This window comes from Pseudomonas sp. Sample_23 (genome assembly GCF_004307595.1).
Taxonomy (GTDB): Bacteria; Pseudomonadota; Gammaproteobacteria; order Pseudomonadales; family Pseudomonadaceae; genus Aquipseudomonas; species Aquipseudomonas atacamensis.
On record NZ_RCNX01000032.1, the window covers coordinates 39,449 to 65,386 of the forward strand.

The 25,938-nt window shown below is 59.3% G+C and carries 33 protein-coding genes; 16 read left to right on the forward strand and 17 right to left on the reverse strand.

The window, feature by feature from the left end; genetic code table 11:
• The first annotated feature begins 45 nt into the window (after positions 1 to 45).
• Positions 46 to 249, forward strand: coding sequence for a hypothetical protein (locus D8U82_RS06575; protein WP_130888768.1), 204 nt, complete (start codon positions 46 to 48; stop codon positions 247 to 249).
• A 6-nt stretch (positions 250 to 255) separates the two neighbouring features.
• Here the strand turns inward: D8U82_RS06575 and D8U82_RS06580 are convergent, their stop codons facing one another.
• Positions 256 to 495, reverse strand: a complete 240-nt coding sequence (locus D8U82_RS06580) for a DUF2789 family protein (RefSeq protein ID WP_016775092.1) — start codon at positions 493 to 495, stop codon at positions 256 to 258.
• 50 nt (positions 496 to 545) lie between these two features.
• The gene (locus D8U82_RS28395; protein ID WP_076562404.1) at positions 546 to 818 is read right to left on the reverse strand and encodes a hypothetical protein; all 273 of its coding nucleotides are present in this window, start codon (positions 816 to 818) and stop codon (positions 546 to 548) included.
• 418 nt (positions 819 to 1,236) lie between these two features.
• On the opposite strand from D8U82_RS28395, the gene D8U82_RS06590 reads away from it, so the two are divergent.
• The 4 genes from D8U82_RS06590 (at position 1,237) to D8U82_RS06605 (ending at position 3,555) form a co-directional block, all read left to right on the forward strand.
• Positions 1,237 to 1,686: a hypothetical protein gene (locus tag D8U82_RS06590; RefSeq protein WP_024013252.1), complete on the forward strand. Its 450-nt coding sequence runs from the start codon at positions 1,237 to 1,239 to the stop codon at positions 1,684 to 1,686.
• Positions 1,683 to 1,880 carry a hypothetical protein gene (locus D8U82_RS06595; RefSeq protein WP_016775089.1) on the forward strand — a complete coding sequence of 66 codons (198 nt, stop codon included), beginning with the start codon at positions 1,683 to 1,685 and terminating at the stop codon, positions 1,878 to 1,880. The genes D8U82_RS06590 and D8U82_RS06595 overlap by 4 nt, the downstream gene beginning before the upstream one ends.
• A 125-nt stretch (positions 1,881 to 2,005) precedes the next feature.
• Positions 2,006 to 3,022: an ABC transporter substrate-binding protein gene (locus tag D8U82_RS06600; RefSeq protein ID WP_076562406.1), complete on the forward strand. Its 1,017-nt coding sequence runs from the start codon at positions 2,006 to 2,008 to the stop codon at positions 3,020 to 3,022.
• Positions 3,023 to 3,114: 92 nt separating this feature from the next.
• Entirely contained in the window at positions 3,115 to 3,555 is a 441-nt protein-coding gene (locus tag D8U82_RS06605; RefSeq protein ID WP_130901911.1) for a DUF3995 domain-containing protein, read from the forward strand.
• A 114-nt stretch (positions 3,556 to 3,669) separates the two neighbouring features.
• Here D8U82_RS06605 and D8U82_RS06610 read toward each other — a convergent pair whose 3' ends face one another.
• From D8U82_RS06610 to D8U82_RS06640, 7 genes are all read right to left on the reverse strand, one after another.
• Positions 3,670 to 4,032, reverse strand: a complete 363-nt coding sequence (locus tag D8U82_RS06610; protein ID WP_130901912.1) for a Na+/H+ antiporter subunit G — start codon at positions 4,030 to 4,032, stop codon at positions 3,670 to 3,672.
• The gene (locus tag D8U82_RS06615) at positions 4,029 to 4,307 is read right to left on the reverse strand and encodes a K+/H+ antiporter subunit F (protein WP_016775085.1); all 279 of its coding nucleotides are present in this window, start codon (positions 4,305 to 4,307) and stop codon (positions 4,029 to 4,031) included. The genes D8U82_RS06610 and D8U82_RS06615 overlap by 4 nt, the downstream gene beginning before the upstream one ends.
• Positions 4,304 to 4,792: a Na+/H+ antiporter subunit E gene (locus D8U82_RS06620; RefSeq protein WP_130901913.1), complete on the reverse strand. Its 489-nt coding sequence runs from the start codon at positions 4,790 to 4,792 to the stop codon at positions 4,304 to 4,306. Before D8U82_RS06620 ends, D8U82_RS06615 begins: the two co-directional genes overlap by 4 nt.
• Positions 4,789 to 6,468 (reverse strand): monovalent cation/H+ antiporter subunit D, encoded by a 1,680-nt coding sequence (locus D8U82_RS06625; protein WP_130901914.1) that lies wholly within the window; start codon positions 6,466 to 6,468, stop codon positions 4,789 to 4,791. The genes D8U82_RS06620 and D8U82_RS06625 overlap by 4 nt, the downstream gene beginning before the upstream one ends.
• The gene (locus tag D8U82_RS06630) at positions 6,465 to 6,809 is read right to left on the reverse strand and encodes a Na+/H+ antiporter subunit C (protein WP_016775082.1); all 345 of its coding nucleotides are present in this window, start codon (positions 6,807 to 6,809) and stop codon (positions 6,465 to 6,467) included. Before D8U82_RS06630 ends, D8U82_RS06625 begins: the two co-directional genes overlap by 4 nt.
• Complete coding sequence (locus tag D8U82_RS06635) at positions 6,809 to 9,727, reverse strand: monovalent cation/H+ antiporter subunit A (protein WP_130888763.1); 2,919 nt, start codon at positions 9,725 to 9,727, stop codon at positions 6,809 to 6,811. Before D8U82_RS06635 ends, D8U82_RS06630 begins: the two co-directional genes overlap by 1 nt.
• A gap of 170 nt (positions 9,728 to 9,897) precedes the next feature.
• Complete coding sequence (locus D8U82_RS06640; RefSeq protein ID WP_130888762.1) at positions 9,898 to 10,833, reverse strand: DMT family transporter; 936 nt, start codon at positions 10,831 to 10,833, stop codon at positions 9,898 to 9,900.
• An 85-nt stretch (positions 10,834 to 10,918) separates the two neighbouring features.
• Between D8U82_RS06640 and D8U82_RS06645 the strand changes: the two genes are divergently transcribed.
• Entirely contained in the window at positions 10,919 to 11,482 is a 564-nt protein-coding gene (locus D8U82_RS06645; RefSeq protein ID WP_024013243.1) for an XRE family transcriptional regulator, read from the forward strand.
• Entirely contained in the window at positions 11,483 to 12,886 is a 1,404-nt protein-coding gene (locus D8U82_RS06650; RefSeq protein WP_130901915.1) for an FAD/NAD(P)-binding protein, read from the forward strand.
• Positions 12,887 to 13,088: 202 nt separating this feature from the next.
• Here the strand turns inward: D8U82_RS06650 and ppnN are convergent, their stop codons facing one another.
• Complete coding sequence (gene ppnN / locus D8U82_RS06655) at positions 13,089 to 14,462, reverse strand: nucleotide 5'-monophosphate nucleosidase PpnN (protein WP_073471165.1); 1,374 nt, start codon at positions 14,460 to 14,462, stop codon at positions 13,089 to 13,091.
• A 222-nt stretch (positions 14,463 to 14,684) separates the two neighbouring features.
• Between ppnN and D8U82_RS06660 the strand changes: the two genes are divergently transcribed.
• Positions 14,685 to 15,212 (forward strand): DUF3087 domain-containing protein, encoded by a 528-nt coding sequence (locus tag D8U82_RS06660; RefSeq protein WP_130901916.1) that lies wholly within the window; start codon positions 14,685 to 14,687, stop codon positions 15,210 to 15,212.
• On the opposite strand, the gene D8U82_RS06665 is transcribed toward D8U82_RS06660, so the two are convergent.
• Entirely contained in the window at positions 15,209 to 15,595 is a 387-nt protein-coding gene (locus tag D8U82_RS06665) for a DUF2784 domain-containing protein (RefSeq protein ID WP_041480792.1), read from the reverse strand. The genes D8U82_RS06660 and D8U82_RS06665 overlap by 4 nt on opposite strands.
• Positions 15,596 to 15,724: 129 nt before the next feature.
• On the opposite strand from D8U82_RS06665, the gene D8U82_RS28065 reads away from it, so the two are divergent.
• On the forward strand, positions 15,725 to 15,868 hold the full coding sequence (locus tag D8U82_RS28065) for a hypothetical protein (RefSeq protein ID WP_024013238.1): 144 nt from the start codon (positions 15,725 to 15,727) through the stop codon (positions 15,866 to 15,868).
• Between the two features lie 44 nt (positions 15,869 to 15,912).
• On the opposite strand, the gene D8U82_RS06670 is transcribed toward D8U82_RS28065, so the two are convergent.
• Together D8U82_RS06670 and D8U82_RS06675 are read right to left on the reverse strand one after the other, a co-directional pair.
• Positions 15,913 to 16,185 carry a hypothetical protein gene (locus tag D8U82_RS06670; RefSeq protein ID WP_016775076.1) on the reverse strand — a complete coding sequence of 91 codons (273 nt, stop codon included), beginning with the start codon at positions 16,183 to 16,185 and terminating at the stop codon, positions 15,913 to 15,915.
• Positions 16,186 to 16,448: 263 nt separating this feature from the next.
• Positions 16,449 to 17,129, reverse strand: coding sequence for an SOS response-associated peptidase (locus D8U82_RS06675; protein ID WP_130901917.1), 681 nt, complete (start codon positions 17,127 to 17,129; stop codon positions 16,449 to 16,451).
• A 197-nt stretch (positions 17,130 to 17,326) separates the two neighbouring features.
• Between D8U82_RS06675 and D8U82_RS06680 the strand changes: the two genes are divergently transcribed.
• Together D8U82_RS06680 and D8U82_RS06685 are read left to right on the forward strand one after the other, a co-directional pair.
• Complete coding sequence (locus D8U82_RS06680) at positions 17,327 to 18,226, forward strand: polysaccharide deacetylase family protein (protein ID WP_125926964.1); 900 nt, start codon at positions 17,327 to 17,329, stop codon at positions 18,224 to 18,226.
• Between the two features lie 105 nt (positions 18,227 to 18,331).
• Positions 18,332 to 18,574, forward strand: a complete 243-nt coding sequence (locus tag D8U82_RS06685) for a DUF1652 domain-containing protein (protein WP_130901918.1) — start codon at positions 18,332 to 18,334, stop codon at positions 18,572 to 18,574.
• A 3-nt stretch (positions 18,575 to 18,577) separates the two neighbouring features.
• Here D8U82_RS06685 and D8U82_RS06690 read toward each other — a convergent pair whose 3' ends face one another.
• Entirely contained in the window at positions 18,578 to 18,940 is a 363-nt protein-coding gene (locus D8U82_RS06690; RefSeq protein WP_051600742.1) for an NUDIX hydrolase, read from the reverse strand.
• A 218-nt stretch (positions 18,941 to 19,158) separates the two neighbouring features.
• Here D8U82_RS06690 and D8U82_RS06695 point away from each other — a divergent pair, with 218 nt between their 5' ends.
• Positions 19,159 to 19,356, forward strand: coding sequence for a hypothetical protein (locus D8U82_RS06695; RefSeq protein ID WP_024013234.1), 198 nt, complete (start codon positions 19,159 to 19,161; stop codon positions 19,354 to 19,356).
• 56 nt (positions 19,357 to 19,412) lie between these two features.
• Here D8U82_RS06695 and D8U82_RS06700 read toward each other — a convergent pair whose 3' ends face one another.
• A complete protein-coding gene (locus D8U82_RS06700; protein WP_038862200.1) occupies positions 19,413 to 19,652 on the reverse strand; it encodes a hypothetical protein in 240 nt (79 codons plus the stop codon).
• Positions 19,653 to 19,836: 184 nt separating this feature from the next.
• Between D8U82_RS06700 and D8U82_RS06705 the strand changes: the two genes are divergently transcribed.
• Both D8U82_RS06705 and D8U82_RS06710 read left to right on the forward strand, forming a co-directional pair.
• Positions 19,837 to 20,172 carry a hypothetical protein gene (locus D8U82_RS06705; protein ID WP_024013232.1) on the forward strand — a complete coding sequence of 112 codons (336 nt, stop codon included), beginning with the start codon at positions 19,837 to 19,839 and terminating at the stop codon, positions 20,170 to 20,172.
• Between the two features lie 189 nt (positions 20,173 to 20,361).
• On the forward strand, positions 20,362 to 20,967 hold the full coding sequence (locus D8U82_RS06710; RefSeq protein ID WP_016775068.1) for a DUF6338 family protein: 606 nt from the start codon (positions 20,362 to 20,364) through the stop codon (positions 20,965 to 20,967).
• Between the two features lie 140 nt (positions 20,968 to 21,107).
• On the opposite strand, the gene D8U82_RS06715 is transcribed toward D8U82_RS06710, so the two are convergent.
• A complete protein-coding gene (locus D8U82_RS06715; RefSeq protein WP_016775066.1) occupies positions 21,108 to 22,007 on the reverse strand; it encodes a LysR family transcriptional regulator in 900 nt (299 codons plus the stop codon).
• A gap of 119 nt (positions 22,008 to 22,126) precedes the next feature.
• Here D8U82_RS06715 and D8U82_RS06720 point away from each other — a divergent pair, with 119 nt between their 5' ends.
• The gene (locus D8U82_RS06720) at positions 22,127 to 23,494 is read left to right on the forward strand and encodes an MFS transporter (RefSeq protein ID WP_130901919.1); all 1,368 of its coding nucleotides are present in this window, start codon (positions 22,127 to 22,129) and stop codon (positions 23,492 to 23,494) included.
• A gap of 30 nt (positions 23,495 to 23,524) precedes the next feature.
• Complete coding sequence (locus D8U82_RS06725) at positions 23,525 to 24,799, forward strand: glucarate dehydratase family protein (RefSeq protein ID WP_130901920.1); 1,275 nt, start codon at positions 23,525 to 23,527, stop codon at positions 24,797 to 24,799.
• Positions 24,800 to 24,901: 102 nt separating this feature from the next.
• On the opposite strand, the gene D8U82_RS06730 is transcribed toward D8U82_RS06725, so the two are convergent.
• Positions 24,902 to 25,786, reverse strand: coding sequence for a LysR substrate-binding domain-containing protein (locus D8U82_RS06730; protein ID WP_130887847.1), 885 nt, complete (start codon positions 25,784 to 25,786; stop codon positions 24,902 to 24,904).
• Positions 25,787 to 25,938: the final 152 nt, after the last annotated feature.

The following is a 25,938-nucleotide window of genomic DNA, read 5'->3' on the forward strand; positions in this document are numbered from 1 at the left end:
TTAATCTGACGACTTAGTTAGGTAGCTAATTATTTCGGAGGGCACATGCAGTGCAGGATAGACGTGGCAGTGATGATCGGCAGCGGTGTTCCGGCCGGCTTACGTGCGATGGGGCGCAGTGTTTGCTGGGTAGTTTTGCTCAACGGGGAGCGACGCGGCACAGCCTTCGCCAGTCGCGATGAAGCGGAGGAGTGCAAGGCTGCCTGGCTCGAACAATTGAACATCGAGCCCGGCGACAGCCTGCACTGATCGTACTTACTTGCCGCGATGCAAACGTACGTTCAGCTCATCGACGATCGGCGCTTCTTCGCCATCGGCCCGCAGCCATTCCTTGAGTAATTGCGCCTGCTGGGGTGACCAGAAGTCGGCATCGATGAGTTTAGTGTCCGGATCCAGCGGATGTGCTTCGACAAAATCATTGATCGACGCTTCATCCGAGGGCAGGCCCAGCTGTTCGAAAAGGGTGGTCAGGTTAAGCTCGGTTGGCAGTTCCATCATCTACTCCTGGGTCGGTGCCGGTGCGGCTTGTTCGTTCACTCCCCTTATCAGAGGCAGGCGCTGGCGTGGAGTTCGATTTTTGATTCAAGCGAGCGGGCGAGGGCGCAGGCTTCGTTGTGATTGCCACGGAAACCTCTGACACGTCCCGTGGATATCTCCTTGATGTGAAAGAACGCAATACCCGCTGGCACCACTTGAAAGTGTGGGGTTCGATGATTGTTAGAAGATGTCGGAAGGTTGTCTAGGTCGGCAACCTTCATCGTCAGAGGTGTGTTGATTCGCGCGTCGGCCGACGTGGCAAAATGAGTCAAAGTGCACATATGAAGTCCTTTTCATCAGTCGGCCGGGATTTAACGGCCGTTGCGGGTAGTCGTAAGGAGCATCGCTGCTCTAGAATCGCCAGTACCTGTTGACGACCGGGCTTATCTAAAGCAATTTTTCGCCAGCGATATGTCGGAAAAGTGCTTTTTTTCGTGAGAAATTTCCCTGAAGTTCGTAGTCAGATTTGCTCCAGTCGCACTTGAGGCTTTTTCCTTCAAGGTTTGCCGATTTCGGAGCGGGTTTCACTAATGACAATCCAGTAGTCTACGAACCTTGCGATCAAGAGCGCTTCGCTCGCTTCGGGTTTTTGAGTGATTTTGCAGTTTTCATCGGCATTGCCGTTTTTTGCCGTGCGTGTTTTCCGCTGCACGGTTTTTCAAATGTGGGGATGTTTCTTTGGCAGTCAGTAACCTCGATATGCATGCTTTGTTCGTGCTGGGTGATTTGCGTGCAAAGCTGGTCAAGCAATTCCAATCACGTTTTGTTTACATCACCGAGCAAAACGCCGAAGGCATTTACATCGCCGAAATCGATACCGAAAGTGCATTGGTAGTCGATGACAAACCGGGGCTCAAACTCAAGGTTGGCGACCATTTCATCGCGTCAGTGTTGCCCAGCCGTGAAGGCGGCAAGATGGACATTCGCTTTCGCGACATCAAACTCACGGTTTACGGCTTGGGCGACTACGCATTTGTCAGTACGGCCGACGGTCACGCGATTCTGTTCAAGGAAGGTCATAGCGTCGTCACGGTGTTCGCCGCCAATGAACAATTGCAGGAAGGCCTGACCAAAACCTTGAAAGCCGTCACCGCCAAGGCTGCCAAATGGCGCAAAGGTGAACTGATTTCCTTCAAGGCCAGCGAGTGAGCCGCGCGCACTTCCATTCGCAAAATCTCGACAGCGCACGCGAAGACGCTCAGCGCCTGTTCGCCCGCAAGGCCGAACTGCAAGGTGCCTGGCTGAGTTGGGTGGCTTCGCAGCTCTACGCATTGCAACCGGCGGCATACGCCAGCATGGTCAGACGTGAGCTGCAAAGCCTGCAGGAAAAGTCTGAAACGTAACCTCGCACGCAGCGGACCCCGGAAAAAGCAGGAACCTCGGCTAAAGTCAGTTGACTGAGTCATTCAGAGGCTTGCGTTTCTGTCAGGCCAACTGCCATTGCTGTGAACAGCACGAGGTGTGATGCATGAACGGATTTCGACGGTTACTGGCCGCCAGCGTGGCCACCTTTGGTTTGCTGACGTCAGCGCAATCGCTGCAGGCGGCACAGGCGCCGATCCACTTTGCCGACCTGAACTGGGAAAGCGGCAGCCTGATCACCGAGGTGCTGCGGGTGATCGTCGAGAAAGGCTACGGCTTGCCGACCGATACCTTGCCGGGTACCACGATTACCCTTGAGACCGCGCTGGCCAATAATGACATCCAGGTGATTGGCGAGGAGTGGGCCGGGCGCAGTCCGGTCTGGGTCAAGGCCGAAGCCGAGGGCAAGGTCGTCGGTCTGGGCGATACGGTAAAGGGCGCCACTGAAGGCTGGTGGGTGCCGGAATACGTGATCAAGGGCGACCCGGCCAAAGGCATCAAACCGTTGGCGCCGGATCTGCGCAGTGTCACTGATCTGAAGAAATACAAGGACGTATTCAAGGACCCGGAAAGCCCGGGCAAAGGGCGTTTCCTCAACAGCCCGATCGGCTGGACCTCGGAAGTGGTAAACAAGCAGAAGCTCACGGCGTATGGCTTGCAGGACGACTACACCAACTTCCGCAGCGGTTCCGGCGCTGCGCTGGATGCCGAGATCAGCTCTTCGATCCGTCGCGGCAAACCGGTGCTGTTCTATTACTGGTCGCCGACGCCACTGCTTGGCAAATTCAAACTGGTGCAACTGGAAGAGCCGCCGTTCGATGCCGAGGCGTGGAAGACGCTGACAGACGCCGATAATCCCAATCCGAAACCAACCCGCTCGCTGGCATCGAAACTGTCGATTGGCGTGTCTACGCCGTTTCAAAAGCAGAACCCGCAAATTGCCGAATTCTTCAGCAAGGTCGATTTTCCCATCGAGCCACTGAACAAGGCATTGGCGGATATGAGTGACAAGCACACCGCGCCTCGTGAGGCGGCGGTCGCGTTCATGAAGGCGCATCCGGATGTGTGGCAGGCGTGGCTGCCCAAGGATGTGGCCGACAAGGTGACGGCTGATCTGAAATAACGCGGTCAACGCCGTGCACCGCCGACCGGTCGTGCACGGCCAAAAAATCCGACTACGATGGTTTGTTCAAATCCCTTTGAAGGATTTCAACCATGACCTTTGTGTTGGCTCAATGGCTGGTGACTGTGTTCGCGGCAATCGGCCTGATGCATGTGTATTGGGCGTTGGGTGGGCAATGGGCGGCTGCGGTGGTGGTGCCGCAGGTGCCGGTGTCGGGCCTCGTCGCCACGGTACGCCCGGCCTTCAAGCCCTCAGGCTGGCTGACGCTGGCAGTCGCCGCTGCGCTGCTGATAATTGCGGCGCTGGTTTGTATGCGGGTCGGTTGGGGCGTGCCGGCGGTGCAGCACAAGGCACTGCAATGGGTGATCAGCGCGATCGCGTTGCTGATGTTCGCTCGGGCGATCGGTGATTCGAATCTGGTCGGGTTCTTCAAGGAAGTGAAGGATTCGCGATTTGCGCGGCTGGATACCTGGGTGTATTCGCCGTTGTGTGCGCTGCTGGGGGCGGGGTTGTTGGCAGTAGCGTGGGTTTGAGCCGATCCGGAATTGGCGACGCCCCGACTGGCCTCTTCGCGAGCAGGCTCGCTCCCACAATCGAGGGCGCGTTCCTACTGTAGCGATGGCGCCATCACAGGCGCCACAAAATCATCAGTTACCACTTTCAGTCTGACGACTGCTCACCTCGGCCGGCACATCATCCCCGGCCATACGTTTGCGGAACAACGCCGCCCGCGCCAGCAGCAGGGTGGTCACCGGCACGGTGATCGCCAACAGAATCGGAATCAGCCAGGCATGCACCACTGGCCCGGACTTCAGCGCTGAAAAGCAAATGATCGACGCCAGTGCCACACACCAGGCACCGATTGTCGAGGCCAGCGCTGGCGGGTGCATACGCTGGAAGTAATCCTTCATGCGCAGCAATCCGGTTGCGCCCAGCAGGGTAAACACGCCGCTGAGCACCAGCAGCACCGCCACCGGAATCTCGACCCATAAAGACAATTCGGTATTCATTCGATCACCTCGCCACGCAGCAGGAATTTTGCCAGGGCAAACGAGCCGACGAAGCCGAACAGCGCGATCAGCAGCGCCGCTTCGAAGTAGGTATCACTGGCGTAACGAATGCCCAGGGTCAGCATCATCAGCATCGCGACGATATACAGGTAATCCAGCGCCAGTACCCGATCCTGAGCTGACGGGCCTTTGAAAAGGCGCACCAGGGTCAGCGCCATCGCCACGCAGTACAGAAACAGCGTCAGCAGAATCGCATTCGACAGCAATGGGCTCATTCGAAAATCTCCATCAACGGTCGCTCGTAAGTGCTTTTGAAGTGCTCGATGAACTGCGCTTCGTCGTGCAGATCCCAGACGTGCAGCAACAGAACGCTGCGGTCCAGCGCCAGTTCCGACCATACAGTACCGGGCACCACGGTGCAGATCATCGCCAGTGCCGCCAGACCGTGGGCATCGCGCAAGTCCAGAGGCACCTTGATAAAGCATGAGTTGGGCGGACGACGTCCGGCGTTGACTACGCCCCAGGCGACGATCAGGTTGGACATGATGACGTCGCGGCCGACCAGGAAGAACAGACGCAGGATGGCCATGGGGTTGCGGATGCGCGCACGTTTCGGCCGCAATTTGCGCATCATCAGCGGCGCAGCGAAACCCAGCGCGGCACCGAGCAGCAGATTGCCCGGGCTGACGGACAGGTTCAGGGTCAGCCACAGAATCCACAGGGCCAGCGATAACCACGGTGCCGGGAACAATCGATTCATGGCTGCACCTCGAGCATGTCGGCTCTGGCTTGCGGGCTCGGCACCGCCCGAGTGCCTAGAACTGCGAACACATATTGCTGCGGATTGTTCAGCGCATCGGCCGTGGCCTGGGTGTAGCGCAGCAGCGGTTCAGCCTTGAACGTAAGGGCAATGCTCAGCCCGAGCAGCAGGAAAATCGGCGCGCATTCGAGTTTGCGCAGCAATGGTGACGGGCGCTCTTCCGGCGTCCAGAAGCGCTGAATGCCGAGGCGCGAGAAGGCCATCAGCGAGGCCAGACCGGTCAGGATCAACAGCGCCAGCAATCCCCATGCGCCGGGAGGCAGCGGCGCCGCAGTGCCAAGTCCCAACGGGTTGAGCAATGCCCCGATCAGGCTGAGCTTGCCGATAAATCCGGACAGCGGTGGCATGCCGATGATCAACAGCGCGCAGGCAATAAAGCTCAAACCAAGAAAGGCCATGGTCCACGGGATGACTTGGCCGACCACGGCTTTCTGCTCGTCGTCGAGGTTGATGCCCTTGGGCGGTTGCAGCGATTCCTGTGGACGCGGCAGCAGTTCGCTTTCGTCTTCCAGCGGAATTTCGTTGGCCGAGCGCGAGCGCTCGATCAGTTCGGCGAGCATGAACAATGCGCTCAGCGCCAGGGTCGAGCTGACCAGATAGAACAGCGCAGCGCCGATCAGGTTCGGCTGGGCGAAGCCGATCGCCGAGAGCAGGATCCCCGCCGACACCAGAATGCTCAGGCTGGCCATGCGCTCCAGGCGTTGCGCGGCGATAATCGCCAGCCCTGCGCAAGCCATGGTCGCCATGCCGCCGTAAATCAGCCAGTCGCCGCCGAAGAATGCCGAGGCGCCGGCCTGGCCGGAAAACAACAGGGTCCACAAGCGCAGCAGGGTGTAGACGCCGACCTTGGTCATGATGGCAAACATCGCCGCCACCGGCGCGCTGGCGGATGAATATGCCGGCACCAGCCAGAAGTTCAGCGGCCACATGCCAGCCTTGGCCAGAAACGCTACCGCTAGAATCCCTGCCCCAGCGTGCAGCAAGCCACGGTCGGCTTCCGGCACCAGCGGGATCTTCATCGCCAGATCGGCCATGTTCAGCGTGCCGGTCACCCCGTAGATCAACGCAGCGCCGATCAAAAACAGTGACGATGCCAGCAGGTTGATCGAAATGTAATGCAACCCCGACGATACCCGCGCCCGGCCAGAGCCGTGCAGCAATAAACCGTAGGACGCGGCGAGCAACACTTCGAAGAACACGAACAGGTTGAACAGATCCGCGGTCAGGAACGCGCCGTACAGGCCCATCAGCTGGATCTGAAACAGAGCGTGAAAGCTTGAGCCGGCGCCGTCCCAGCGGGCCATGGCAAACAGCAACGCGCTGACGCCGATGACGCCGGTCAGCACCAGCATCAGTGCCGACAGGCGATCTACCACCAGGACGATGCCAAACGGTGCCTGCCAGTTGCCCGGCAGATACACGCCGATGGAGCCGGGTACGCCGGTGGTCTGCGTCCATTGCAGCAGCATCACTGAAATGAACAGGCCGAGGAGGCTGGAGAACAAGTTGATTTTCGCCTTCAGCGGCCGATGCTTTTCGCCCAGCATCAGCATGATCGCAGCCGTCAGCAGCGGCAGCAGGATCGGTGCGGCGATCAGGTGAGTCATCGCCATCATTCTTTAGGCTCCCGGCCGTCGACGTGGTCGGTGCCGGTCAGGCCGCGCGAGGCGAGCAATACGACGAGGAACAGTGCGGTCATGGCGAAGCTGATGACGATCGCCGTCAGTACCAGCGCCTGGGGCAGCGGGTCGGTGTAATGCAGCAAGTCCTGGGTCACGCCGTCCTTGATCACCGGTTCCTTGCCGATGAACAGGCTGCCCATGCTGAAAATGAACAGGTTGACTGCATATGACAGCAGGCACAGGCCCATGACCACCTGAAAGGTTCGCGGGCGCAGGATCAGCCAGACCCCGGACGCGGCAAGAATGCCGATGGCGATTGCGATGACTTCTTCCATCAGACGGCTCCTTTGCTGGCGACGGACTTGGGCAGCGAGGCCGTCTTGTGGCCGCGCACCGATTGGTGGGCGAGGGCGGTGAGGATCAACAACGTTGATCCGACCACCACGGCGTACACGCCGACGTCGAAGAACAGCGCACTGGCAATATGGATATCACCGAGCAACGGCACGCTGATGTGCCAAGTGTGAGTGGTCAGGAACGGATAACCGGCGACTAGCGCACCGAGACCGGTGGCAGTGGCGAACAGCAGCCCGGTGCCCATCCAGCGCAATGGCCGCAGGCTCATTTGTGCTTCGACCCACTGCGTGCCGGCAACCATGTATTGCAGGATAAAGGCCACCGACATCACCAGCCCGGCGACAAAACCGCCGCCCGGCTGATTGTGCCCGCGCATGAACAGATAAAACGAGACCACCAGGGCGACAGGCAGCAGCAGGCGCACCAGTACCGCCGGCACCATCATGAAGCCGAGCGCGGTGTCGCTGGCCGAACGCGGGTTGACCAGATCGGTGACCACGTCCGGTGCCAGCAGACGTTGCTGGGCCGGCAACTGCAAGCTTTCCTTCGGCGGACGGAAGCGCCGCAGCAGGGCGAACACGGTGAGCGCCACGGCGGCCAGCACGGTGATTTCGCCGAGGGTATCGAAACCACGGAAGTCCACCAGCATCACGTTGACCACATTGCTGCCGCCGCCCTCGGGCAGGGCGCGACTGAGGTAGAACGAGGAAATATGGTTCGGCGTCTGCCGGGTGAGCATGGCGTAGGACAGCAGGGCCATGCCGGCGCCGACGGCAATCGACAGCAGCAAGTCGCGCAGACGACGAATACGCGCCTTGCGCAGGCTGCTCGGCAATGGTGAGACTTCTTCGATACGTCGCGGCAACCAGCGCAGGCCAAGCAGGATCAACACCGTGGTCACCACTTCGACTGCCAGTTGCGTCAGCGCCAGATCAGGCGCCGAGAACCAGACAAAGGTCACGCAGGTCATCAAGCCGCAGACGCTGACCATGGTCAGCGCGGCGAGACGGTGATATTTCGCCTGCCAAGCGGCGCCAAGCGCACAGGCGATCGCCAGCAGCCACAGGGTCACGAAGACAATGGATCCGGGGATTTTCGGCCGGTCGCCCCAGGTCAGCGTGCTGTGCAGCATCGGGATCAGACCGGCGAGCACGGCGGCCGAAACCATCAGGAACAGCTGCATCTGCAAGCGCTTGGTGCCCAGTCGCCGCTCGACGCGCCGGGCGATGCGCATCATTACGACCAGACTGCGCTCGAACAAACGCTTGCCGTTGAAGCGGCCCACCAACGGCGGGTACTTGAAACGGCCCAGCTTGAACTGCTTGCGCAACAACAGATATAGGAGGATGCCGCCGGACATGGCGATCAGGCTCATGATCATCGGCGCGTTCAAGCCGTGCCAGATGGCCAGGCTGTATTCCGGCAACTCCCCGCCAACTACGGGCAGCGCTGCAGCGGCGAGCAATGGCCCGACGATCTGCGCCGGGAAAATCCCCACCAGCAGGCAAGTGAAGACCAGCAACTCGACGGGTGCGCGCATCCAGCGTGGCGGCTCGTGCGGCGTGTGCGGCAGGTCAGTGGCGGTGGGGCCGAAGAACACGTCGACGGTGAAACGCAGGGAGTAGGCCACGCTGAACATGCCGGCGATGGTCGCGACGATCGGCAGAGTAGTTTCGACCCACGCCGTGGCGTTGATGAACACGGTTTCGGCGAAGAACATTTCTTTCGACAGGAAACCGTTGAGCAGCGGCACGCCGGCCATCGAGGCACTGGCGACCATGGCCAGTGTTGCCGTATAGGGAATCAGCTTGATCAGGCCGCTGAGTTTGCGAATGTCACGGGTACCGCTTTCGTGGTCAATGATGCCGGCGGCCATGAACAGCGAAGCTTTGAACGTCGCGTGATTGAGAATGTGAAACACCGCCGCCACCGCGGCCAGTGAACTGTTCAGGCCCAGGAGCAAAGTGATCAGACCGAGATGGCTGATGGTCGAGTAGGCCAGCAAACCTTTGAGATCGTTCTGGAACATAGCGCAGTACGCGCCGAGCAACAGCGTACAGGCGCCCGCTCCGCTGACGATGTAGAACCATTCCTCACTGCCGGACAGCGACGGCCACAGACGTGCCAAAAGGAAAACCCCGGCCTTGACCATGGTCGCCGAGTGCAGATAGGCCGAGACGGGCGTCGGTGCCGCCATCGCGTGGGGCAGCCAGAAGTGAAACGGGAACTGCGCGCTTTTGCTCAGCGCGCCGATCAGGATCAGTGGCAGAAGAACGGGGTAGAGGGCATGTGCGCGAATCAGATCGCCGGCGGCCAGGACCTTGTCGAGGTCATAGCTGCCTACGACATGGCCGAGAATCATGACCCCCGCCAGCAGACATAATCCGCCGGCACCGGTGACCATCAGCGCCATATAAGCACCGCGCCGCGCATCGGCGCGGTGGTGCCAGTAGCCGATCAGCAGGAACGAGAAGAGGCTGGTCAGCTCCCAGAAGAACACGATCTGAATCAGATTGCCGGAGATCACCAGCCCGAGCATGGCGCCCATGAACGCCAGGAAAAATGCGAAAAAGCGCGGCACCGGGTCGTCCGGCGACATGTAATAACGGGCATATAAAGAGACAAGTGTACCGATGCCGAGCACCAGCATCGAGAACAGCCAGGCGAAGCCGTCCATACGCAGAACGAAGTTCAGCCCCAGACTCGGCAACCACATGAATTCTTCGCGGATCACGCCGCCGTAGGCGATTTGCGGGTACAGCATCGCGACCTGAACGGTACCGATCAAAGCGACCAGGCCCGCCAGCAGGGATTCGGCATTACGCGCATTGTGCGGCAGCACCGCTGCCAGACAGCTGCCAATGAACGGCAGAAGCAGTAGAACTATCAGGGACATAGGCTTCTAATCTGCGGAAGTTTGTGAAGCATCATACGTGCCAGCTCCCTGATCACCAAACGCGAGGATGTCTCAGAATCCTACAAAGTAGTCTGGAAATTTGTGTTTGGCGCTGTTTCAGGGGCAACGATGGTGCGGCGCTTTCGCGAGCAGCCAGAAGAGATTGCGGGTCACCCCTGCGTTTCCCGCTCCAGCTCAGCTTCTGCCTCGGTGGACCTTCCCTTGGTCTTCAGCTCACTGATAATCACCGCCGCAACAATCAACCCGGCCCCAACCAGCGCAATTGCCGGCAAGCGCTCCCCGGCAATCCGTCCGACAATCCCGGCCCACACCGGTTCACCGGCATAGATCAACGTCGCCCGAGTCGGCGAAACACTCTTCTGTGCCCAGTTCATCGCTACCTGAATCGCCGCACTCGCCGCGCCCAGGCCCAAAGCCGTCACCAGCAACAACCAGGAAAACTCCGGAATCACTTCACCGGTCGGCACCACCAGCAAGAATGACAACACCGCCGTCACCGCCAGTTGCACCACAGTCACTCGCCGCACATCCACCTGCCCGGCGAAAGTGCTGATCAAAATGATTTCAGCAGCAATCGCAACGGCGCTGATCAATGTCGCAATTTCTCCGGGACTGAAATTCAGCGCCGCCCCTGAGGGACCCGACAACAACATCAAACCGGTAAACGCCAGCATGATCCCGATAGTTGGCATCAACCCCGGACGCCGTCCCAGCACCAGCCATTGCAGCAGCGGCACAAACGGCACGTACAGCGCGGTAATGAACGCCGACTGACTGCTCGGAATGCTTTGCAGCCCGACCGTCTGCAAGCCATAACCAAGCATGATCGCTACACCGATGAACGACCCTGCCTTGACTTCGAACAAGGTCAACTCGCGCAGGTGCCGCCAGGAAAACATCGCCACGATCGCCGCCGCTGCGGCGAAGCGCAAGCCGACGAAAAACATCGGGCCACTGACCGTCATGGCATGTTGCACAATCAGAAACGTGCCGCCCCAGATCATGGTGATCAGCACCAGCACGCACTCGGCTTTGCTGAAGCGGGAGAAGCGGATTGGGGACGCAGAATTGTTTGGCGACATCATGACCTTGCGCACATTAAAAGGGAGGCCGCACAATGCCGCCAACGTTGCGCAGTATACTGCCCAACCCCACTGAGTGAGCAATATAGTGCACAAAGATTTGACTCAGCGAGCCTCCGTTCTGCAACACGTCAGCCAGAACGTTCGACGCTTGCGCCATGCTGCGGATATGAGCCAGACCGCACTGGCGGAAAAATCCGGGGTGAGCCGACGGATGCTGGTAGCAATCGAGGCAGGCGAAAAGAATGTCAGCCTGACCACGCTTGATCGCGTCGCCGAAGCGCTTGACGTTGCCTTCAGTGATCTGATCCAGGCGCACGATGCGCGCGACCCGAGCCGGATCAATGAGGTTGCCTGGGCGGGCACGATTCCCGGCAGCAGAGCCGTGCTACTGTCCAAAGCCACCGCGAGCCGCGAAGTCGAACAATGGGAATGGTGTCTGCAACCGGGCGAGGTCTACCCGTCGCAACCGGACGCCGATGGCTGGAGCGAGCAGATTTACGTATTTGAAGGATGCCTGACACTGATGCTCGGCGATCAGGCGCAGCACATCAATAAAGGAGAGTTTTTCATGTTCGCCAGCAATCAACCGCATGCCTACCGCAACGATGGCGATGTGGCTGCGCGGTTCGTGCGTAATGTGGTGATCTGAATGGAGCAGCCTGCGGACATCCTGATCATCGGCGGCGGCCTCAGTGGCACCATGCTGGCGGTGCAATTGTTACGCCTGCCTGGGCAACGAAGAATTGCGATCATCGAGCCGCGTGCTGAACTGGGTCGTGGTGAGGCTTACAGCGCAGTTGAGTTGGGACATACGCTGAACGGCAACGCGGCGCGGATGAGCGTCGACCCGGATAATCCTGATGATCTGACGCAGTGGCTGACCGCGCATATTGCCGGCGGCGGCTGGCCGGAATCGGCTGAGCAGGACGTGCCGGTCAGTGAGCTGTTTCCGCCGCGTGGCCTGTTCGGGGTCTATGTGCAACAGCGTCTGGCTGAGGCCCGGGCGGTGGGCGCGCTGCAAGGTTCGAGCGTAGAACACATCTGTGCTGAAGCCGTTGACTTGCAAAGCGGGACCGGCTCAATGCAGCTCACCCTGAGCGATGGCAAGGTTTTGCGTGGAGCGCAGGCAGTGCTGGCCACCGGCATGTTTCCCGCCGCTCGCACGCCGCAGACGCAGTCCAGTGGCCTTAACGCCGCAGCGCTCGATCCCTGGGATGTGGCGGCCATGCGCGAACTCGACCCGCAGTCCACCGTGCTGATCATCGGCTCCGGTCTGACCATGGTCGATGCCGTGGTGTCGCTGGAGCAGGCCGGGCATCGCGGGCCGATTGAGGTGTTCTCCCGGCATGGCCTGCTGCCGCACGTGCGCCGTCAACCGCCGGCGTGGGTGGATTTTCTGGCAGCAGATCACAACATTCGTACGCCCCGCCAGTTGCTGCGCGAGTTGCGTCGACATTGTCGCGACGCAGTCGCCCAAGGCATCGACTGGCAGGCGCCGCTGGATACGGTTCGCGCGCACATCGCGCGGTTGTGGAGTCAGTCGACTGACGTGCAGCGTCGACAATTCGTACGGCATGTACGGCCATGGTGGGAGAGTCATCACCATCGTTCGCCGCCACTGAGCGCCGAGTTGATCGAACGGCTGCACAAGCAAGGGCGCTTGCGCATTCACGCCGCGTCTTTCAAGGGCATTGAGCCCGGCGCGGGCGATGCTGTGACCATTCGCATCCGTCCGCGGGGTGAGACTGAAACAGGCGTGGTCAGCGGTGCGGCGCTGATCAATTCCAGCGGCATTGAATACGACTGGCGGCGTGTTGCACGACCGTTGCCGCAGCAATTGCTGGCGCGGGGGCTGGTACAGCCGGGGCCGCTGGCGCTGGGGATCACAGCAAAGGACGGCGCAGTGGTGGATGCCGAAGGGCAGGTGAGCGCTCGGTTGTTTGCCATGGGCCCGCCGTTGCGCGGGATGTGGTGGGAGAGTACGGCAGTGACGGACGTCGCTGCGCAGGCTAAAGCGTTGGCTCGGCGGTTGGTGGATAGCTCGAAAGATTGAAGTGTTCTTTCGGGCTTCTTCGCGAGCAGGCTCGCTCCCACAGGGGGATTGAGGTTGTGACTACAATTTGCGCCACACCACAAATCCTGTGGGAGCGAGCTTGCTCGCGAAAAGCGTCATCTGATTCAACGTCTCTGTTGAATGAAAGACCGCTATCGCTGGCAAGTCAGCTCCCACATTGGGTGTGCGTTACGACTTGAAATTACGCGACGACGCGATAGCACGGCACATACGCCGCGCCACCTGGCAACTTCATCCGGTGCTGGGCGACGAAGGCTTTGAGCAGTGCATCAAGCGGCTGCATGATCGCCGCATCGCCACGGATCTGATACGGCCCGTGCTCTTCGATCAGGCGAATGCCCTTGTCCTTGACGTTACCGGCGACGATCCCGGAAAACGCCCGACGCAGATTGGCGGCCAGTTCATGGGGTGGCTGGTCGCGATGCAGTTTCAGGTTGGCCATGTTTTCGTGGGTCGGATCGAACGGACGCTGGAAGCCCTCATCGATCTTCAACAGCCAATTGAAATGGAACGCATCGTTACGCTCGCGGCGGAACTGCTTCACCGCTTTCAGGCCTTGAGTCATCTGCCGCGCCACTTCGGCCGGGTCGTCGATGATGATCTCGTAATGCTGCTTCGCCGCTTCGCCGAGGGTCGCGATGACGAACGCATCCAGCTGTTCCAGATACGGCGCGGCATGCTTCGGCCCGGTGAGGATGACCGGGAAGGGCAGGCCTGCGTTGTCCGGGTGCATCAGGATGCCGAGCAGGTACAGGAACTCTTCGGCCGTACCGGCGCCGCCCGGGAAAATGATGATGCCGTGGCCGACACGGACGAAGGCTTCCAGACGCTTTTCGATGTCCGGCAGGATCACCAGCTCATTGACGATCGGGTTCGGCGCTTCGGCGGCGATGATGCCTGGCTCGGTCAGGCCGAGGTAGCGACCGCCGTGAATGCGTTGTTTGGCATGGGCAATGGTTGCGCCTTTCATCGGGCCTTTCATCACGCCAGGGCCGCAACCGGTGCAGATGTCGAGGCTGCGCAGGCCCAGTTCGTGGCCGACTTTCTTGGTGTATTTGTATTCTTCGGTATTGATCGAGTGGCCGCCCCAGCACACCACGATTTTCGGCTCGACGCCCGGGCGCAGGGTGCGCGCGTTGCGCAGCAGATGGAACACGTAGTCGCTGATGCCTTGGGAATTGCTCAGGTCGATGCGCTGGCTGTCGAGTTCGTTCTCGGTGTAGACAATATCGCGCAGGGCGCTGAAGAGCATTTCGCGGGTGCTGGCGATCATCTCGCCGTCGACGAACGCGTCAGCCGGAGCGTTCAGCAGCTCCAGGCGTACACCGCGATCCTGCTGGTGAATACGGATTTCGAAGTCCTTGTAGGCTTCGAGGATGGTCTTGGCATTGTCGACATGCGCGCCGGTGTTGAGGATGGCCAGGGCGCACTGGCGGAAGAGGGTATAGGTGCTGCCGGATCCGGCTTCGCTCAGTTGCTGAACTTCACGTTGAGAAAGGGTTTCCAGACTGCCTTTCGGGCTGACCGAGGCATTGATTACGTGTCGTTGGGTCATGCAGTGATCCTTAAAACGATGTCATCCACAACGCAGCGGATGGCATCCGAATAGTGTGTATCCATGAATGAAGATGGCACGATCTGCGTTATACCGCCATGTCCCGTTGGACTTTGAAAAGATGAAAAGGAGCCCCAGCATAGCTAAAACCCGGTGCGATGCGATAATGCGCTGGCGAGTTTTTTCCGTTGCGCGTTTTGCCACTCAAGGAAGTCATTTTCGATGTTCGAGATTCAGCCGATGGACCCCGCTACCTTTCGTCAGCAGACCCGCCGCAGCACGATCATCATCGCCGTGCTGTTTCTGCTGCTGGCCATGCTGTTTTCGTCGGTTGCGGTGGCAGTGTTCGGTGAACCCGACGGGGATAACCTGCGTTTCAATGTCGGCGGCGTATTCGTGGCGTTTCTGCTGACGGCGGCGCTGTTGCGCGGGCGTTTCTGGCATCAGACCTGGATGGCCCCGGCGGTGTACAGCTGGCGCCTCAAGCGCAATCTGATGAGCATCACCAATGTGATGCATCAGGTAACAGCGGCGGTGCAGACCAACGATCCGACGGCGATGAAGGTGTTGCGTTTCTACCACGTGGGACTGCTGCAGATGCATGAGCTGGACGGCAACTCCAGCGATCATGGACAACTGCGTGATGAAGTCGAACAGCACAAGGCGCGGATGCAGGCGCAGGGCCTTGATTCTGACCAGCCACGCTTCGATCCGCAGTGGCTGGAAACGTTGAAACCGGCCTCGCGTTAAAACGGAATGCGCCGGGCGCGGCGCAGTTTCCACGAGCGCAGCAGTCGTGCGTACACCAACAGGTTGACCGCCAGTACCACGCTGCCGAGGGCCAGTTGAATCTGCGGCGTCAGACCGGCCGGGTAGATGATCGGCCAGATGTAATGCTCAATGAAGCCGCCGGCGTATTCGGTCTGCCCGGCCGCGTGGCGCATGAGGTTTTCCCAGTAGGTCAACGGACAGGTCAGGTGCAATACCTCGACCGCCACGCCCCATGCGGCCGCCGGCAAGTGCAACCACATCAAACGTGGCCAGCGCAGCACCAGCAGCCCGCCGAACAGTACGAACAAGATGAAACACAAGTGAAACAGCACCAGCCCGTCGGCGGCGATTCGGTAGAGCATGGCGTCTTCCTGACGTAAGGGTGGATGGCGCTATGGTACGCCGCGCGGGACAAAATTCCTTGGTGAATTCGGGCGCGCAAAAGTGTTCTACCCTTTAACGATCATCAACTGTTCTGAGGTGAGGTGCACATGGCAACTGAGCAAACGCGTGCGGAAGATGATGAGCCAACAGAAGAAGAAATCGAGCGGCAAAAGAGGCAGGAAAAAACCTGGAAGCACGATGACAGCCGCGAGTTGTCGGACCGCGATCAGGAGCGTCCGCTGAAACCTTGAACAACCCATACGAAGAGCCCCGCAGCAGCGGGGCTCTTCGCGTTTCAGAGGTCTGCCAGCTGCGTGAAGTCCGGGTAGGTCGCGCGATACCCCAACGTTCGATCGATCCACGCATTGAGCTCATTGACCATCACCGGCGGATGGCCGGGATAACCCTCGAGGGTGCTGCGCAGGGTGCGTTCGATATCGGGCACGCTGTGCAGGTTTCGGGTCTTGATGTAATGGCCGATAAAACAGTCGAGTTCCAGGCGTTCTGTCTTGGACAGATGGACACACTTCAGGCCGCTGACCTGTTTGATTGCAAAATCGTCGCTCACTTATTTCTCTGCAAGGCTTGAAAGTTGTTGATGGATTCCTGATTTCTTTGACTCTTTGGTCAACTGGTATACCAATCGGAAAGGCGGCGCGCATGCTATCCGCAGCGCGGGAAAATGTATGTATGACTGTCGAAATGTCTGACAGGCGGTTGATTCGCTCAAACGGCTGTTTTACGGGCGTTGTATCGCGGTTGAAACACTTTTTGTAACGCAGGGGACTCAGTTGCGGCGTTGCTTGATTAACGCAAGGATGGACGGATTATTTAGTCGACTCGTTCTATCAATTGCGCACCTTGATTACGCGTATTGCCGACCGCTTTGCCGACTTTGTACCATTCGAAGGCCTCACTGGGCTCGCCTTCAAACAGCAGCATCTGCTCGGCGCGCTCCACTGGCGTAGCCGGATCAAGCCATTCCCGAGCTCGCGCCGAATCGAAGACCACCGGGCGGCGGTCGTGAATATCGAGCAGGCCGCCCAGGCTGTCAGCGGTGATGATGACGAACCCGTCGTCCTCCCTCGGCGCAACCCCCGGTGCCGGAAATTGGCCGATACCGGCACAGAAGACCGGAGCCTGATCCGCCCGACGAATCAACCAGGGCTGTCGGGATTTTTCTTCGCTATCAACCCATTCAAACCAATTGTCGACCGGCACGATCAGCCGCTGCCGCCAGATCGCCCGGAAGAACGCGCCGTGGGCGACTTTCTCTACCCGAGCGTTGATAGGCGGGGCACGATCCTTGGCCCAATGCGGCCGCCAGCCCCAACGCAAATTATCGGCATGAATGGCCTGTTCGTGCTGGTGCAGAACCGCCAGCGTAGTGGTGGGCGCTGCGTTGTAGCGATTGAGCGGCGCATCGCCAACGTGATTGATCAACGCATCGGGGATGCTCAGCACCGCAACGAAATCGTGAATCCCACGGTACTGCGTGAGTCTTCCGCACATGGCTGAAATCTCCTTGAGGAAATTTGAGTCTAGTCGGACCTGACAATGTGCCGGCCGATGACGCACTGAAAGCAGCACCGGAACCAAACCCTGTGTACCTTATCCAACCTGCGCTCGCGGATAGCCGCGCAGGGATGGACAAAGGCGATGGAGGTTTGCCATTCGACAACACGACGGCCGCGGCCTCAGGGCAAGACATGACATCCGGATGCAAACTTCTTTGTGCTGCGCTCATCGCGCTCGGTCTGGCCGGCTGCATCGCCGCGCCGATTGAAATGACCACGCAAACCGAAACGCGCCTGATGGCCCAAGCCCCCGTACGTTTTCTCCTGACGTTCGACGATGGCCCCAGCGCTTCAGGGTTGTGGAATCCCACGGCGGCGGTGCTCGACAGCCTCAAAAGCAATCCGCTGCAGGCAAATATCAAAGCCGTGTTTTTCGTGCAGACCCGAGCACCCAGGGCAGGCAATAGCGAGATCGGTCGCAGCCTGATGCGGCGTGAACACGGCGAGGGGCATATTCTCGCTTTCCACACCGCGACTCATTGGCACACCAACCATCGCTCGCTCGACCCGCAAGAACTGGAGCAGTCGCTGACCGATGGCAGCGCTGACATCGCCGCTATCACCGGGGCGCAGCCCAAGCTGTTGCGCCCACCGTTCTGGAACTACGACAAGCGCACATTTGCGGCCTATCAAAAACACGGCTTGCATGTCTTGCTCACGGACCTGAGTGCCAACGACGGCAAGATCTGGGGCTTCAACGCCAGCCCTCGGCGTCGGGCGAACATGCTGCGGCAGTTATCGGAAGTGCGCGAGCGCATCGCCGAGGGTCAATTGCCGACGGTGGATGGCGTAATTCCGGTCGTGGTGACGTTCCATGACCTCAATCGCTACACCGCGCGCCACACTCGCGAATATCTGCAGATTCTGCTCGATAGCGCGGCGGCGACCGGGGTCAGACTGGCGGACAAGCCGTTCTACGACAATCAGGCCGCACTGGAAAAAGCTGCGTTGGCGCGTACGGTTCAGCAAAGCGCTGAGCCGGTGAATCTGCCCGGAATGTGGAACTGGATCTGGGATCACGACGCGCATTGAATGGCATGAGTGAGTTGTGATCGGCTTGGCATTCTCGAGCGGGCAGTAAACACACCGTGGGTCTATGCTCGAAGGATCGATTCTCCGCCTGCGAGGCGCCCGTCCATGCTTGCCATTGCCGATATTTGCCGGATCGTCGAGTCAGGCTTCCCCACGTTCAAGTGTGATTGCACACCGACCGGACAAGGTCTGTTGCGGATCAAGGTGTATGAGCCGGGCAGTGGGCGTGTCGAGTTGTTGCTTGACGGCGTTTCTCCCGAGCATCTGGTGACGATTCGCGATATTTCCGATTTCATCGGTGAGTTGCGAACGGAAATCAGCGCCGGTCGCCGGGCGTTCGCCGGCTGATCGTTATAAACGCCGTTGAAAGGCCTGCACGATGCGCCGTGTCGCGTCATTGGTTTCAAGATTGTGCACGGCATCGAGCGGGTACCAGATGCAATCGACGATTTCGTTCTGCGGGCGCACATCGTCGAGGTTGACCACCGAAGCCTCGTACACATGATGCCGCGTACTGCCCGCCTGAAAATCCATCAGGTACAGGACGTCCTCCGCATTGAGCCCGGTTTCCTCCTGCAACTCGCGCACGGCTGCCGCCGCACGGGTTTCCCCGGGTTCGACTTTGCCCCCGGGTAATGACCAGTGATGGCGGGGTTTGCGTACCAGGAGGATATGGCGATCCTGCTCGCAAATGACGGTGGCGCGTACTTTCATGATTGCCCTGTTGATGCGTGTCATAAAACTGTAATCAATCTGCAATATTCGAGCCGCAAGCGGATTTAAAGGTTCCCTCTTGATTCGGAGCCATTTGCGTAGCAAAAAGTGCCAGTGAATTGACATGTGCCAGGGCGAATCCGGTTTACACCGCAGCGGGGAGCGGGTGTAAGGTAAGCCCGTACACCGAAAACACCGTTGACAAAATGGAGGTGCTCATGAGCATTCCAATGCTGAACAAGCTGCACATGAACGGTTATGACGTGCTTAGCGTGAACAACGGCCCATGGCGGGTTTGCACTCAGGGTGACCGGTTGGCGTCATTCACCAGCAGGGAGGAAGCGATGGCCTATGCGGCGGCGCTTCCTGGTTACAAGCAACGCGCCAAGCGGGTGCAAAGCCAGAACGTGAGTTGACGCGTTATAACGAAAGAGCCCCGGTTTCGACCGGGGCTTCTTGTTTGGATCAGGAGTCAGTGCACCTTGATTCGGCTGATGGTCCGGGCTTTTACCTCCCTGGCATAGATCTGCAATCTCTCCTCGTCGTTTTGCAGGATTGTGCAAGATCGCAACACAGTCTGGGCGTCTGCCTCGTTACCTGATTTGCGCAATTGTTCGGCAATGCGCTTGAGGTCGACCGCCGACCATCTCAGGTCCGACGCCACGCTTTGCAAATCCCGTTGAAGTTCGTGTTCGTATTCATTGAGCCGCATGATCACCTCCAGAACATTCTCGGTAGAAAAGAGTAGTCGCATTTTTCCACCTGGGGCCAGGCCATCTGACGCCCGGCTGAACCGATGTAAAAAATTGTCCAAACCCCGGTAACGGCGGGGTGCCACGATGGATGTGCACGCCGTTAAACGGTACATTCACGTTTTTTCGGAACAGGTAAACAGCATGCGCGTATGGATCGGCACTTTGGCACTGGCCCTGTTGACGGGTTGCTCGTTACCAGCATCGCTGGTGCCGGGCGAGCCAAACCTCAGCAAGACCAGTGACAAGCCTCCCAAGGAATATGCCGCGTGTTTGTTACCGCTGTGGCAGAAGGACGTGGCCAAGACTTCGCAGACGTCGATTTCCAACGGCTACCGGATTACCGCGCCGAGCATTATCACGGCGGATGAGATTCTCGATATCGTCAAATACAAGGACGGCAGCAAAGTGTCCCTCTATCAGGGGCCGCCTTGGGCCAAGTCCGGATCGCTGCGCCAATCGGTGCGTGACTGCCTGTAACCGGGCGCCCGGATCTCAAAAAAGGCAGACACCGAAGTTCGGTGTCTGCCTTTTTTCATTGGATAGAGACTCCCGCCAAACGCTCGCAATGAGCTGTGACAGTTGCCCGCGAGGCGCAGCAGGATCCTTGACTAGGCTTTGAATGTCGGTCCGTGACGGGATCGGCATGACTGAAAGGAGTCTCGGATCATGGATGATCTGGTCAAGGACATCATTCCGCTGTTGCAGTATCTAATCCCAGGTTTTCTATCGACCTGGATCTTCTATTCACTTACGGCATTCAAGCGACCGGATACGTTCGGCCAGATCGTGCAGGCGCTGATATTCACATTTGTGATTCAGGGCGCGGTGTTGGCGGTGGGCAACCTCTGTTTGTGGATTGGCTCGAAGGGTTTTTCATTAGGAAACTGGGATGATCGGGCGCAAACGCTCTGGGCATTTGTGTTTTCGCTGATGCTGGGATTGTTTGCCTGTTACCTGGCTACGAGTGACAAATTGCACGGCTGGTTACGTAAGCGAAACGTCACGAAACAATCTTCTTTCCCTAGTGAATGGTTCTGCGCTTTCGCCCAGTTCGACCGGTTCATAACCCTGCATTTACATGACGAGAGGCGCGTGTTTGGCTGGCCTGTCGAGTGGCCGTCCGAATCCAGTTGTGGGCAGTTCGTGATGCAGAATCCACGTTGGGTTAATGACGATGGCAAGTCGACGCCTTTTGGTGCCGAAATTTTGCTGATAGATTCCGCGCAAGTTAAGTGGGTTGAATTCAGCCCGGTATCAGAGGGTTCATCATGACAACTGCAAGAGCACTGCGACCAATGCCAAAGCAATACGAACGCCTGTTCACTGGGCCTGACGGCAAGCCGCTGGAGGAGCCGTTGATCAAAGCCCCGAGCGCTCCGCCTCCGCTCAAATACAGGTTGCCACAATAATTTTCAGCCCCAACCCTGCACCACCGCCCGGCGAATCGCCTCCAGCAACATCGCGAACGCCGGGTTGTCATTGTTCTCCCGCCAGATCAGATGCAGCTCGCTCTGCACCCCTTCGCCCAGATCGATCTCGCGAAACACCACATTCCTGAACACCACGCTGGTCGCGCAACGCGGTACCAGCGCCAGACCCATGCCAGCGTTGACCAGCGCCAGAATCGTCAGCGACGAGCCCAGCCACTGCACGTAATCCGGCGCCACCCGCGCTGAGCGCAGCGTGCCGGTCAACAGTTCGTTGAACGGCGGATAGGCTTCATGGGAGTACATCAGGAACGGTTGTTTATCCAGATCAGCCACTGATACCTCAGCTGCATTGGCCAACCGATGCCCGCTCGGCACTGCCAGCACAAATGGTTCGCGCACCAGGCATTCGGTGGCATAGCCCGGTTCCTGCAATGGCGCCCGGGCGATGCCCAGGTCGATACGACGAGCGCGCAATGCCTCGTGCTGCTGATAGGTATTCATCTCTGCCAGATCGATTTTCACCTGAGGCTGTTTAAGCCGCGCTTCGGCGATCACCTTGGGCAGAAATTCATATACCGCGCTGCCGACGAACGCGATGTTCACCGAGCCAATGTCGCCCTCGGCAAACCGGCGTGCGGTGATCGCTGCTTGCTGGGCGCGTTCCAGCAGATTCTGCGCTTCAACGAAAAACGCCCTGCCCGCCGCCGTCAGCGCAACGCTTCGGGTGCTGCGGGTAAACAATTCGACGCCAAGGTGATGCTCCAGCAGCTGAATCTGCCGACTCAGCGGCGGCTGGGTCATGTTCAGGCGCTCGGCGGCGCGGCGAAAGTTGAGTTCGGTGGCGACCGTGGTGAAACAGCGCAGTTGGGTGAGCTCGAACATTGATCTAATCCGGGTATCAATCGAATGCCTGTTTAGATTAGACGGGATCAATGCGCGACGTCCATGATCGGCTCATTGCTTCAAGTCATCCCTAAAAAAACAAGATCGGGAGTCGCCCCTTGAAAACCCTCCAGAGTCCGCCGGACATCACGGTGCTCGCCCGCGCCGCCGCCAAGGTCAAACGCCACGTGCTGCCGCTATTTGTGGTGATGTTCATCGTCAATTACATCGATCGGGTGAATATCGGTTTCGTGCGCAGCCATCTGGAAACCGATCTGGGTATCGGCGCAGCGGCGTACGGACTGGGCGCCGGGCTGTTTTTCATCGGTTACGCACTGTTCGAAGTGCCGTCCAACATGCTGTTGCAGCGCTACGGCGCGCGGGTCTGGCTGACGCGGATCATGTTCACTTGGGGCGCCGCAGCCATGGCCATGGCGTTTGTTCAAGGTGAAACCAGTTTCTACGTGCTGCGCTTTATTCTCGGTGCGGCCGAGGCCGGGTTTTTCCCGGGGATCATTTATTACTTCACCCAATGGCTGCCAGCGTCCGAGCGCGGCAAAACCATGGCGGTGTTTCTCAGCGGCTCAGCGATTGCCTCGGTGATTTCCGGCCCGGTGTCCGGTGCGCTGTTGCATATCAGCGGATTGGGCATGCACGGTTGGCAGTGGATGTTTCTGATCGAGGGCGCGGCTTCGGTGGTGTTGTGCGCATTCGTCTGGTTCTGGCTGCAATCGCACCCGCGCCAAGCCAAGTGGCTGAGCGAGGAAGAGCGAGACGCACTGGTCGCGGCGATTGCCGAGGAGCAGCGCGCTCGCGAAGCGGTACAAGTCGCCAAGCCGTCGATGTTCAAGCTGTTGGCTGACCGACAGATCGCGCTGTTCTGCTTCATCTATTTTTCCATTGCCTTGACCATTTACGGCGCGACGTTCTGGTTGCCGAGCATGATCAAGAAGATGGGTAACCTCGGAGATTTCCAGGTCGGGCTGCTCAATTCGATTCCGTGGATCATTTCGATTGTCGCCATTTATGGCTTCGCAGCGATGGCCGGCAAATGGAAATTCCAGCAGGCCTGGGTCGCGCTGACCCTGGTGATCGCGGCGGTCGGTATGTTCATGTCGACCACTGGCGGGCCGGTGTTTGCCTTCGTCGCCATCTGCTTCGCCGCTATCGGTTTCAAAGCAGCGTCGGCGCTGTTCTGGCCGATTCCGCAAAGCTATCTGGACGCGCGTATCGCTGCGGCGGTGATCGCGCTGATCAACTCCATCGGCAACCTTGGCGGCTTCGTCGCGCCGACCGCGTTCGGCATCCTTGAACAAACCACCGGCTCCATCGAGGGCGGCCTGTATGGCCTGGCGGCGACATCGCTGATCGCCGCCGTGGTGATCTTCTTCGCCCGCACGGCGCCTGGCGCCAAAGGTAAAACCCCGGCAAAGCCAAGTGACGAAGCCGCCGTTGTAGCGCCGGCTCGTCCGGCTGCGAGCCACTGAATCGATTGTTGATCTGTCAGGAGCGTTATCTTGAAAATCACCCGTGTCAGCGTCACCCCGATTGCCTTCCGCGATCCGCCACTGCTCAACGCCAGTGGCATCCACGAACCTTTTGCTCTGCGCTCGATCATCGAGATTGAAAGTGACAACGGCTACATCGGCCTCGGCGAAAGCTACGGCGATGCCCCGGCGCTGGCGATCCAGCAACAATTGCAGAGCCAGTTGATCGGCCTCGACCCGTTCAACCTCAATCAATTGCGCACGATCGTGCAGGCCACCGTGGCGGCGAATAAACCCGCCAGCGTCGCTGGCGCCGAACTGGCCCCCGGTTCCCACGCCAGCAAAGCGGTGAGCAATGCCTACTCGGCATTCGAAGTAGCGTTTCTTGATTTGCAGGCGCACTACCTGAACGTGCCGCTGGTGGACCTGCTCGGCGGGGCGATCCGCGATGAAGTGCCGTTCAGCGCTTACCTGTTTTTCAAATACGCCGAACATATCGACTCGCCCTACAAGCCAGACGACTGGGGCGAGGCGCTGAGCGAGCAGCAGATTGTCGCGCAGGCAGCGCGGATGATCGAAGCGTACGGATTCAAGAGCATCAAGCTCAAGGCCGGCACCTTGCCGCCGGAGCATGAAGTGGCTTGCATCAAGGCCCTGAAAAAAGCCTTTCCGGGTTTTCCGCTGCGCATCGACCCGAACGGCAATTGGTCACTGGAGACGGCAATTCGCATGGCCGAACTGCTCGGCGACGATCTGCAGTATTACGAAGACCCGACCCCGGGCCTTGATGGCATGGCTGAACTGCACAAGCGCACCGGTCTGCCCTTGGCGACCAATATGGTCGTCACTGATTTCGACGAGTTCCGCCGCAGCGTTGCGCAGAACAGCGTGCAAATCGTCCTCGCCGACCACCATTACTGGGGTGGCCTGCGGGATACGCAGACACTGGCGAAAATGTGCGACGTGTTCGGCCTCGGCGTGTCGATGCATTCCAATTCGCACTTGGGCATCAGCCTGATGGCCATGGCGCACGTTGCGGCGGCAGTGCCGAATCTGGATTACGCCTGCGACACCCACTACCCGTGGCAGGAGCCGGACGAGGAAGTGATCAAGGGCGGCAAGCTGCCGATTGTCGATGGCTGCGTGAAGATCACCCGTGCCCCGGGGCTGGGGTTGGAACTGGACCATGAGCAACTGGCCAAGCTGCATGACCAGTACCTGACGTGCGGCATTCGCCAGCGCGATGATGTGCGGCAGATGCAGCGGTACAAGGCGGATTGGCGGGCGGTCAAGCCGAGGTTTTGAGGTCGTTGCGACTGGCCTCTTCGCGAGCAGGCTCGCTCTCACATGTAAATGCATGGCAACTGTGGGAGCGAGCCTGCTCGCGAATGGCCGCGACGCGATCCTTCAGAGGGTATGAACCAGCCAATCCCTGAACGCCTTCAACGAAGGCAGATTCTCATTACGCGGCGGGTACACCAGGTAATAGCTGCGTCGGCTGGTAATCGGCTCGCCCAGTTGCAGCAATTCGCCCTTGAGCAATTCCTCCTCGACCAGAATACGCGGCACCAGGCCGACGCCGATATTGGCGCGTACTGCCTGAATCAAGTGCGAGGTCATTTCGAAGCTCGGCCCGATCCGCATGCTGCGATGCGGCAGTTGGTGATGGCTGAACCATTCCGCCCACGCCTGGGCATTGCTGCTGACGTTGAGCAACAACTGCCCGGCCATGTGCCGCTCGGCCTCATTGCGTTCAGTCGCCGACAGCTGCGCGCTGGCAATCGCCACCAATTCTTCGGTGTGCAGGGGCAGGGCGGTCAGGCCTGGCCACTCACCGCCGCCGACGCAGATGGCCGCGTCGATTTCGCTGGTGTCGAAATCGATGGTTTCGATCCGCGAATGCAGGTGCACGGTCATGCCCGGGTGCGCCGTGTAGAAATCCTTCAGCCTTGGCAGCAGCCATTTCGAACCGAAGGTCGGCAGCGTCGCCAGGCGCAAACTGTGAATGCCCGAACCAAACGCCATCGCCTGCAAAGTCGCGCTGCGAATCTGTCCGAGGGCTTCGCTGAGCTCGCGCTGATACATGCGCCCGACATCCGTCAGCACCACCTGCCGGCCTTCACGGCTGAACAAGCGCATGCCGAGCATCTTCTCGAGAATCTGCACCTGGCGGCTGACCGCGCTCTGCGTCAGTGACAGTTCATGGGCGGCGCGGGTGTAGCTCTCGTGGCGAGCGGCGGCCTCGAAAGCCAGCAGCAGCGACATGGACGGTGTGAGGGTGCGCGGATTCATTCGTAAAACTCATCGATAGCGGGTCGAAATTACGCTTGTTCCAGGGCTGGCCAGCAATGAACATGGGCGCAATCAGATGGCGGAGCCTGACGCAATCATTCGTTGCGCACAACTGTTCACCGCCACACAGCCCGATTTGACCGAGATGACCC

Excerpts from the sequence above, each read along its gene's own strand:
- D8U82_RS06680 (WP_125926964.1), top strand. The coding sequence starts at position 17,327 with ATGACATCCGGATGCAAACTTCTTTGTGCTGCGCTCATCGCGCTCGGT.
- D8U82_RS06615 (WP_016775085.1), bottom strand. The coding sequence starts at position 4,307 with ATGAGCCCATTGCTGTCGAATGCGATTCTGCTGACGCTGTTTCTGTAC.
- D8U82_RS06710 (WP_016775068.1), top strand. The coding sequence starts at position 20,362 with ATGGATGATCTGGTCAAGGACATCATTCCGCTGTTGCAGTATCTAATC.
- D8U82_RS06620 (WP_130901913.1), bottom strand. The coding sequence starts at position 4,792 with ATGAATCGATTGTTCCCGGCACCGTGGTTATCGCTGGCCCTGTGGATT.
- D8U82_RS28065 (WP_024013238.1), top strand. The coding sequence starts at position 15,725 with ATGGCAACTGAGCAAACGCGTGCGGAAGATGATGAGCCAACAGAAGAA.
- D8U82_RS06700 (WP_038862200.1), bottom strand. The coding sequence starts at position 19,652 with ATGCGGCTCAATGAATACGAACACGAACTTCAACGGGATTTGCAAAGC.
- D8U82_RS06705 (WP_024013232.1), top strand. The coding sequence starts at position 19,837 with ATGCGCGTATGGATCGGCACTTTGGCACTGGCCCTGTTGACGGGTTGC.
- D8U82_RS06690 (WP_051600742.1), bottom strand. The coding sequence starts at position 18,940 with ATGAAAGTACGCGCCACCGTCATTTGCGAGCAGGATCGCCATATCCTC.
- D8U82_RS06640 (WP_130888762.1), bottom strand. The coding sequence starts at position 10,833 with ATGATGTCGCCAAACAATTCTGCGTCCCCAATCCGCTTCTCCCGCTTC.
- D8U82_RS06695 (WP_024013234.1), top strand. The coding sequence starts at position 19,159 with ATGAGCATTCCAATGCTGAACAAGCTGCACATGAACGGTTATGACGTG.
- ppnN (WP_073471165.1), bottom strand. The coding sequence starts at position 14,462 with ATGACCCAACGACACGTAATCAATGCCTCGGTCAGCCCGAAAGGCAGT.
- D8U82_RS06580 (WP_016775092.1), bottom strand. The coding sequence starts at position 495 with ATGGAACTGCCAACCGAGCTTAACCTGACCACCCTTTTCGAACAGCTG.
- D8U82_RS06605 (WP_130901911.1), top strand. The coding sequence starts at position 3,115 with ATGACCTTTGTGTTGGCTCAATGGCTGGTGACTGTGTTCGCGGCAATC.
- D8U82_RS06715 (WP_016775066.1), bottom strand. The coding sequence starts at position 22,007 with ATGTTCGAGCTCACCCAACTGCGCTGTTTCACCACGGTCGCCACCGAA.
- D8U82_RS06625 (WP_130901914.1), bottom strand. The coding sequence starts at position 6,468 with ATGATGGCGATGACTCACCTGATCGCCGCACCGATCCTGCTGCCGCTG.
- D8U82_RS06575 (WP_130888768.1), top strand. The coding sequence starts at position 46 with ATGCAGTGCAGGATAGACGTGGCAGTGATGATCGGCAGCGGTGTTCCG.
- D8U82_RS06635 (WP_130888763.1), bottom strand. The coding sequence starts at position 9,727 with ATGTCCCTGATAGTTCTACTGCTTCTGCCGTTCATTGGCAGCTGTCTG.
- D8U82_RS06650 (WP_130901915.1), top strand. The coding sequence starts at position 11,483 with ATGGAGCAGCCTGCGGACATCCTGATCATCGGCGGCGGCCTCAGTGGC.
- D8U82_RS06600 (WP_076562406.1), top strand. The coding sequence starts at position 2,006 with ATGAACGGATTTCGACGGTTACTGGCCGCCAGCGTGGCCACCTTTGGT.
- D8U82_RS06660 (WP_130901916.1), top strand. The coding sequence starts at position 14,685 with ATGTTCGAGATTCAGCCGATGGACCCCGCTACCTTTCGTCAGCAGACC.
- D8U82_RS06590 (WP_024013252.1), top strand. The coding sequence starts at position 1,237 with ATGCATGCTTTGTTCGTGCTGGGTGATTTGCGTGCAAAGCTGGTCAAG.
- D8U82_RS06665 (WP_041480792.1), bottom strand. The coding sequence starts at position 15,595 with ATGCTCTACCGAATCGCCGCCGACGGGCTGGTGCTGTTTCACTTGTGT.
- D8U82_RS06610 (WP_130901912.1), bottom strand. The coding sequence starts at position 4,032 with ATGAATACCGAATTGTCTTTATGGGTCGAGATTCCGGTGGCGGTGCTG.
- D8U82_RS06630 (WP_016775082.1), bottom strand. The coding sequence starts at position 6,809 with ATGGAAGAAGTCATCGCAATCGCCATCGGCATTCTTGCCGCGTCCGGG.
- D8U82_RS06675 (WP_130901917.1), bottom strand. The coding sequence starts at position 17,129 with ATGTGCGGAAGACTCACGCAGTACCGTGGGATTCACGATTTCGTTGCG.
- D8U82_RS28395 (WP_076562404.1), bottom strand. The coding sequence starts at position 818 with ATGTGCACTTTGACTCATTTTGCCACGTCGGCCGACGCGCGAATCAAC.
- D8U82_RS06730 (WP_130887847.1), bottom strand. The coding sequence starts at position 25,786 with ATGAATCCGCGCACCCTCACACCGTCCATGTCGCTGCTGCTGGCTTTC.
- D8U82_RS06685 (WP_130901918.1), top strand. The coding sequence starts at position 18,332 with ATGCTTGCCATTGCCGATATTTGCCGGATCGTCGAGTCAGGCTTCCCC.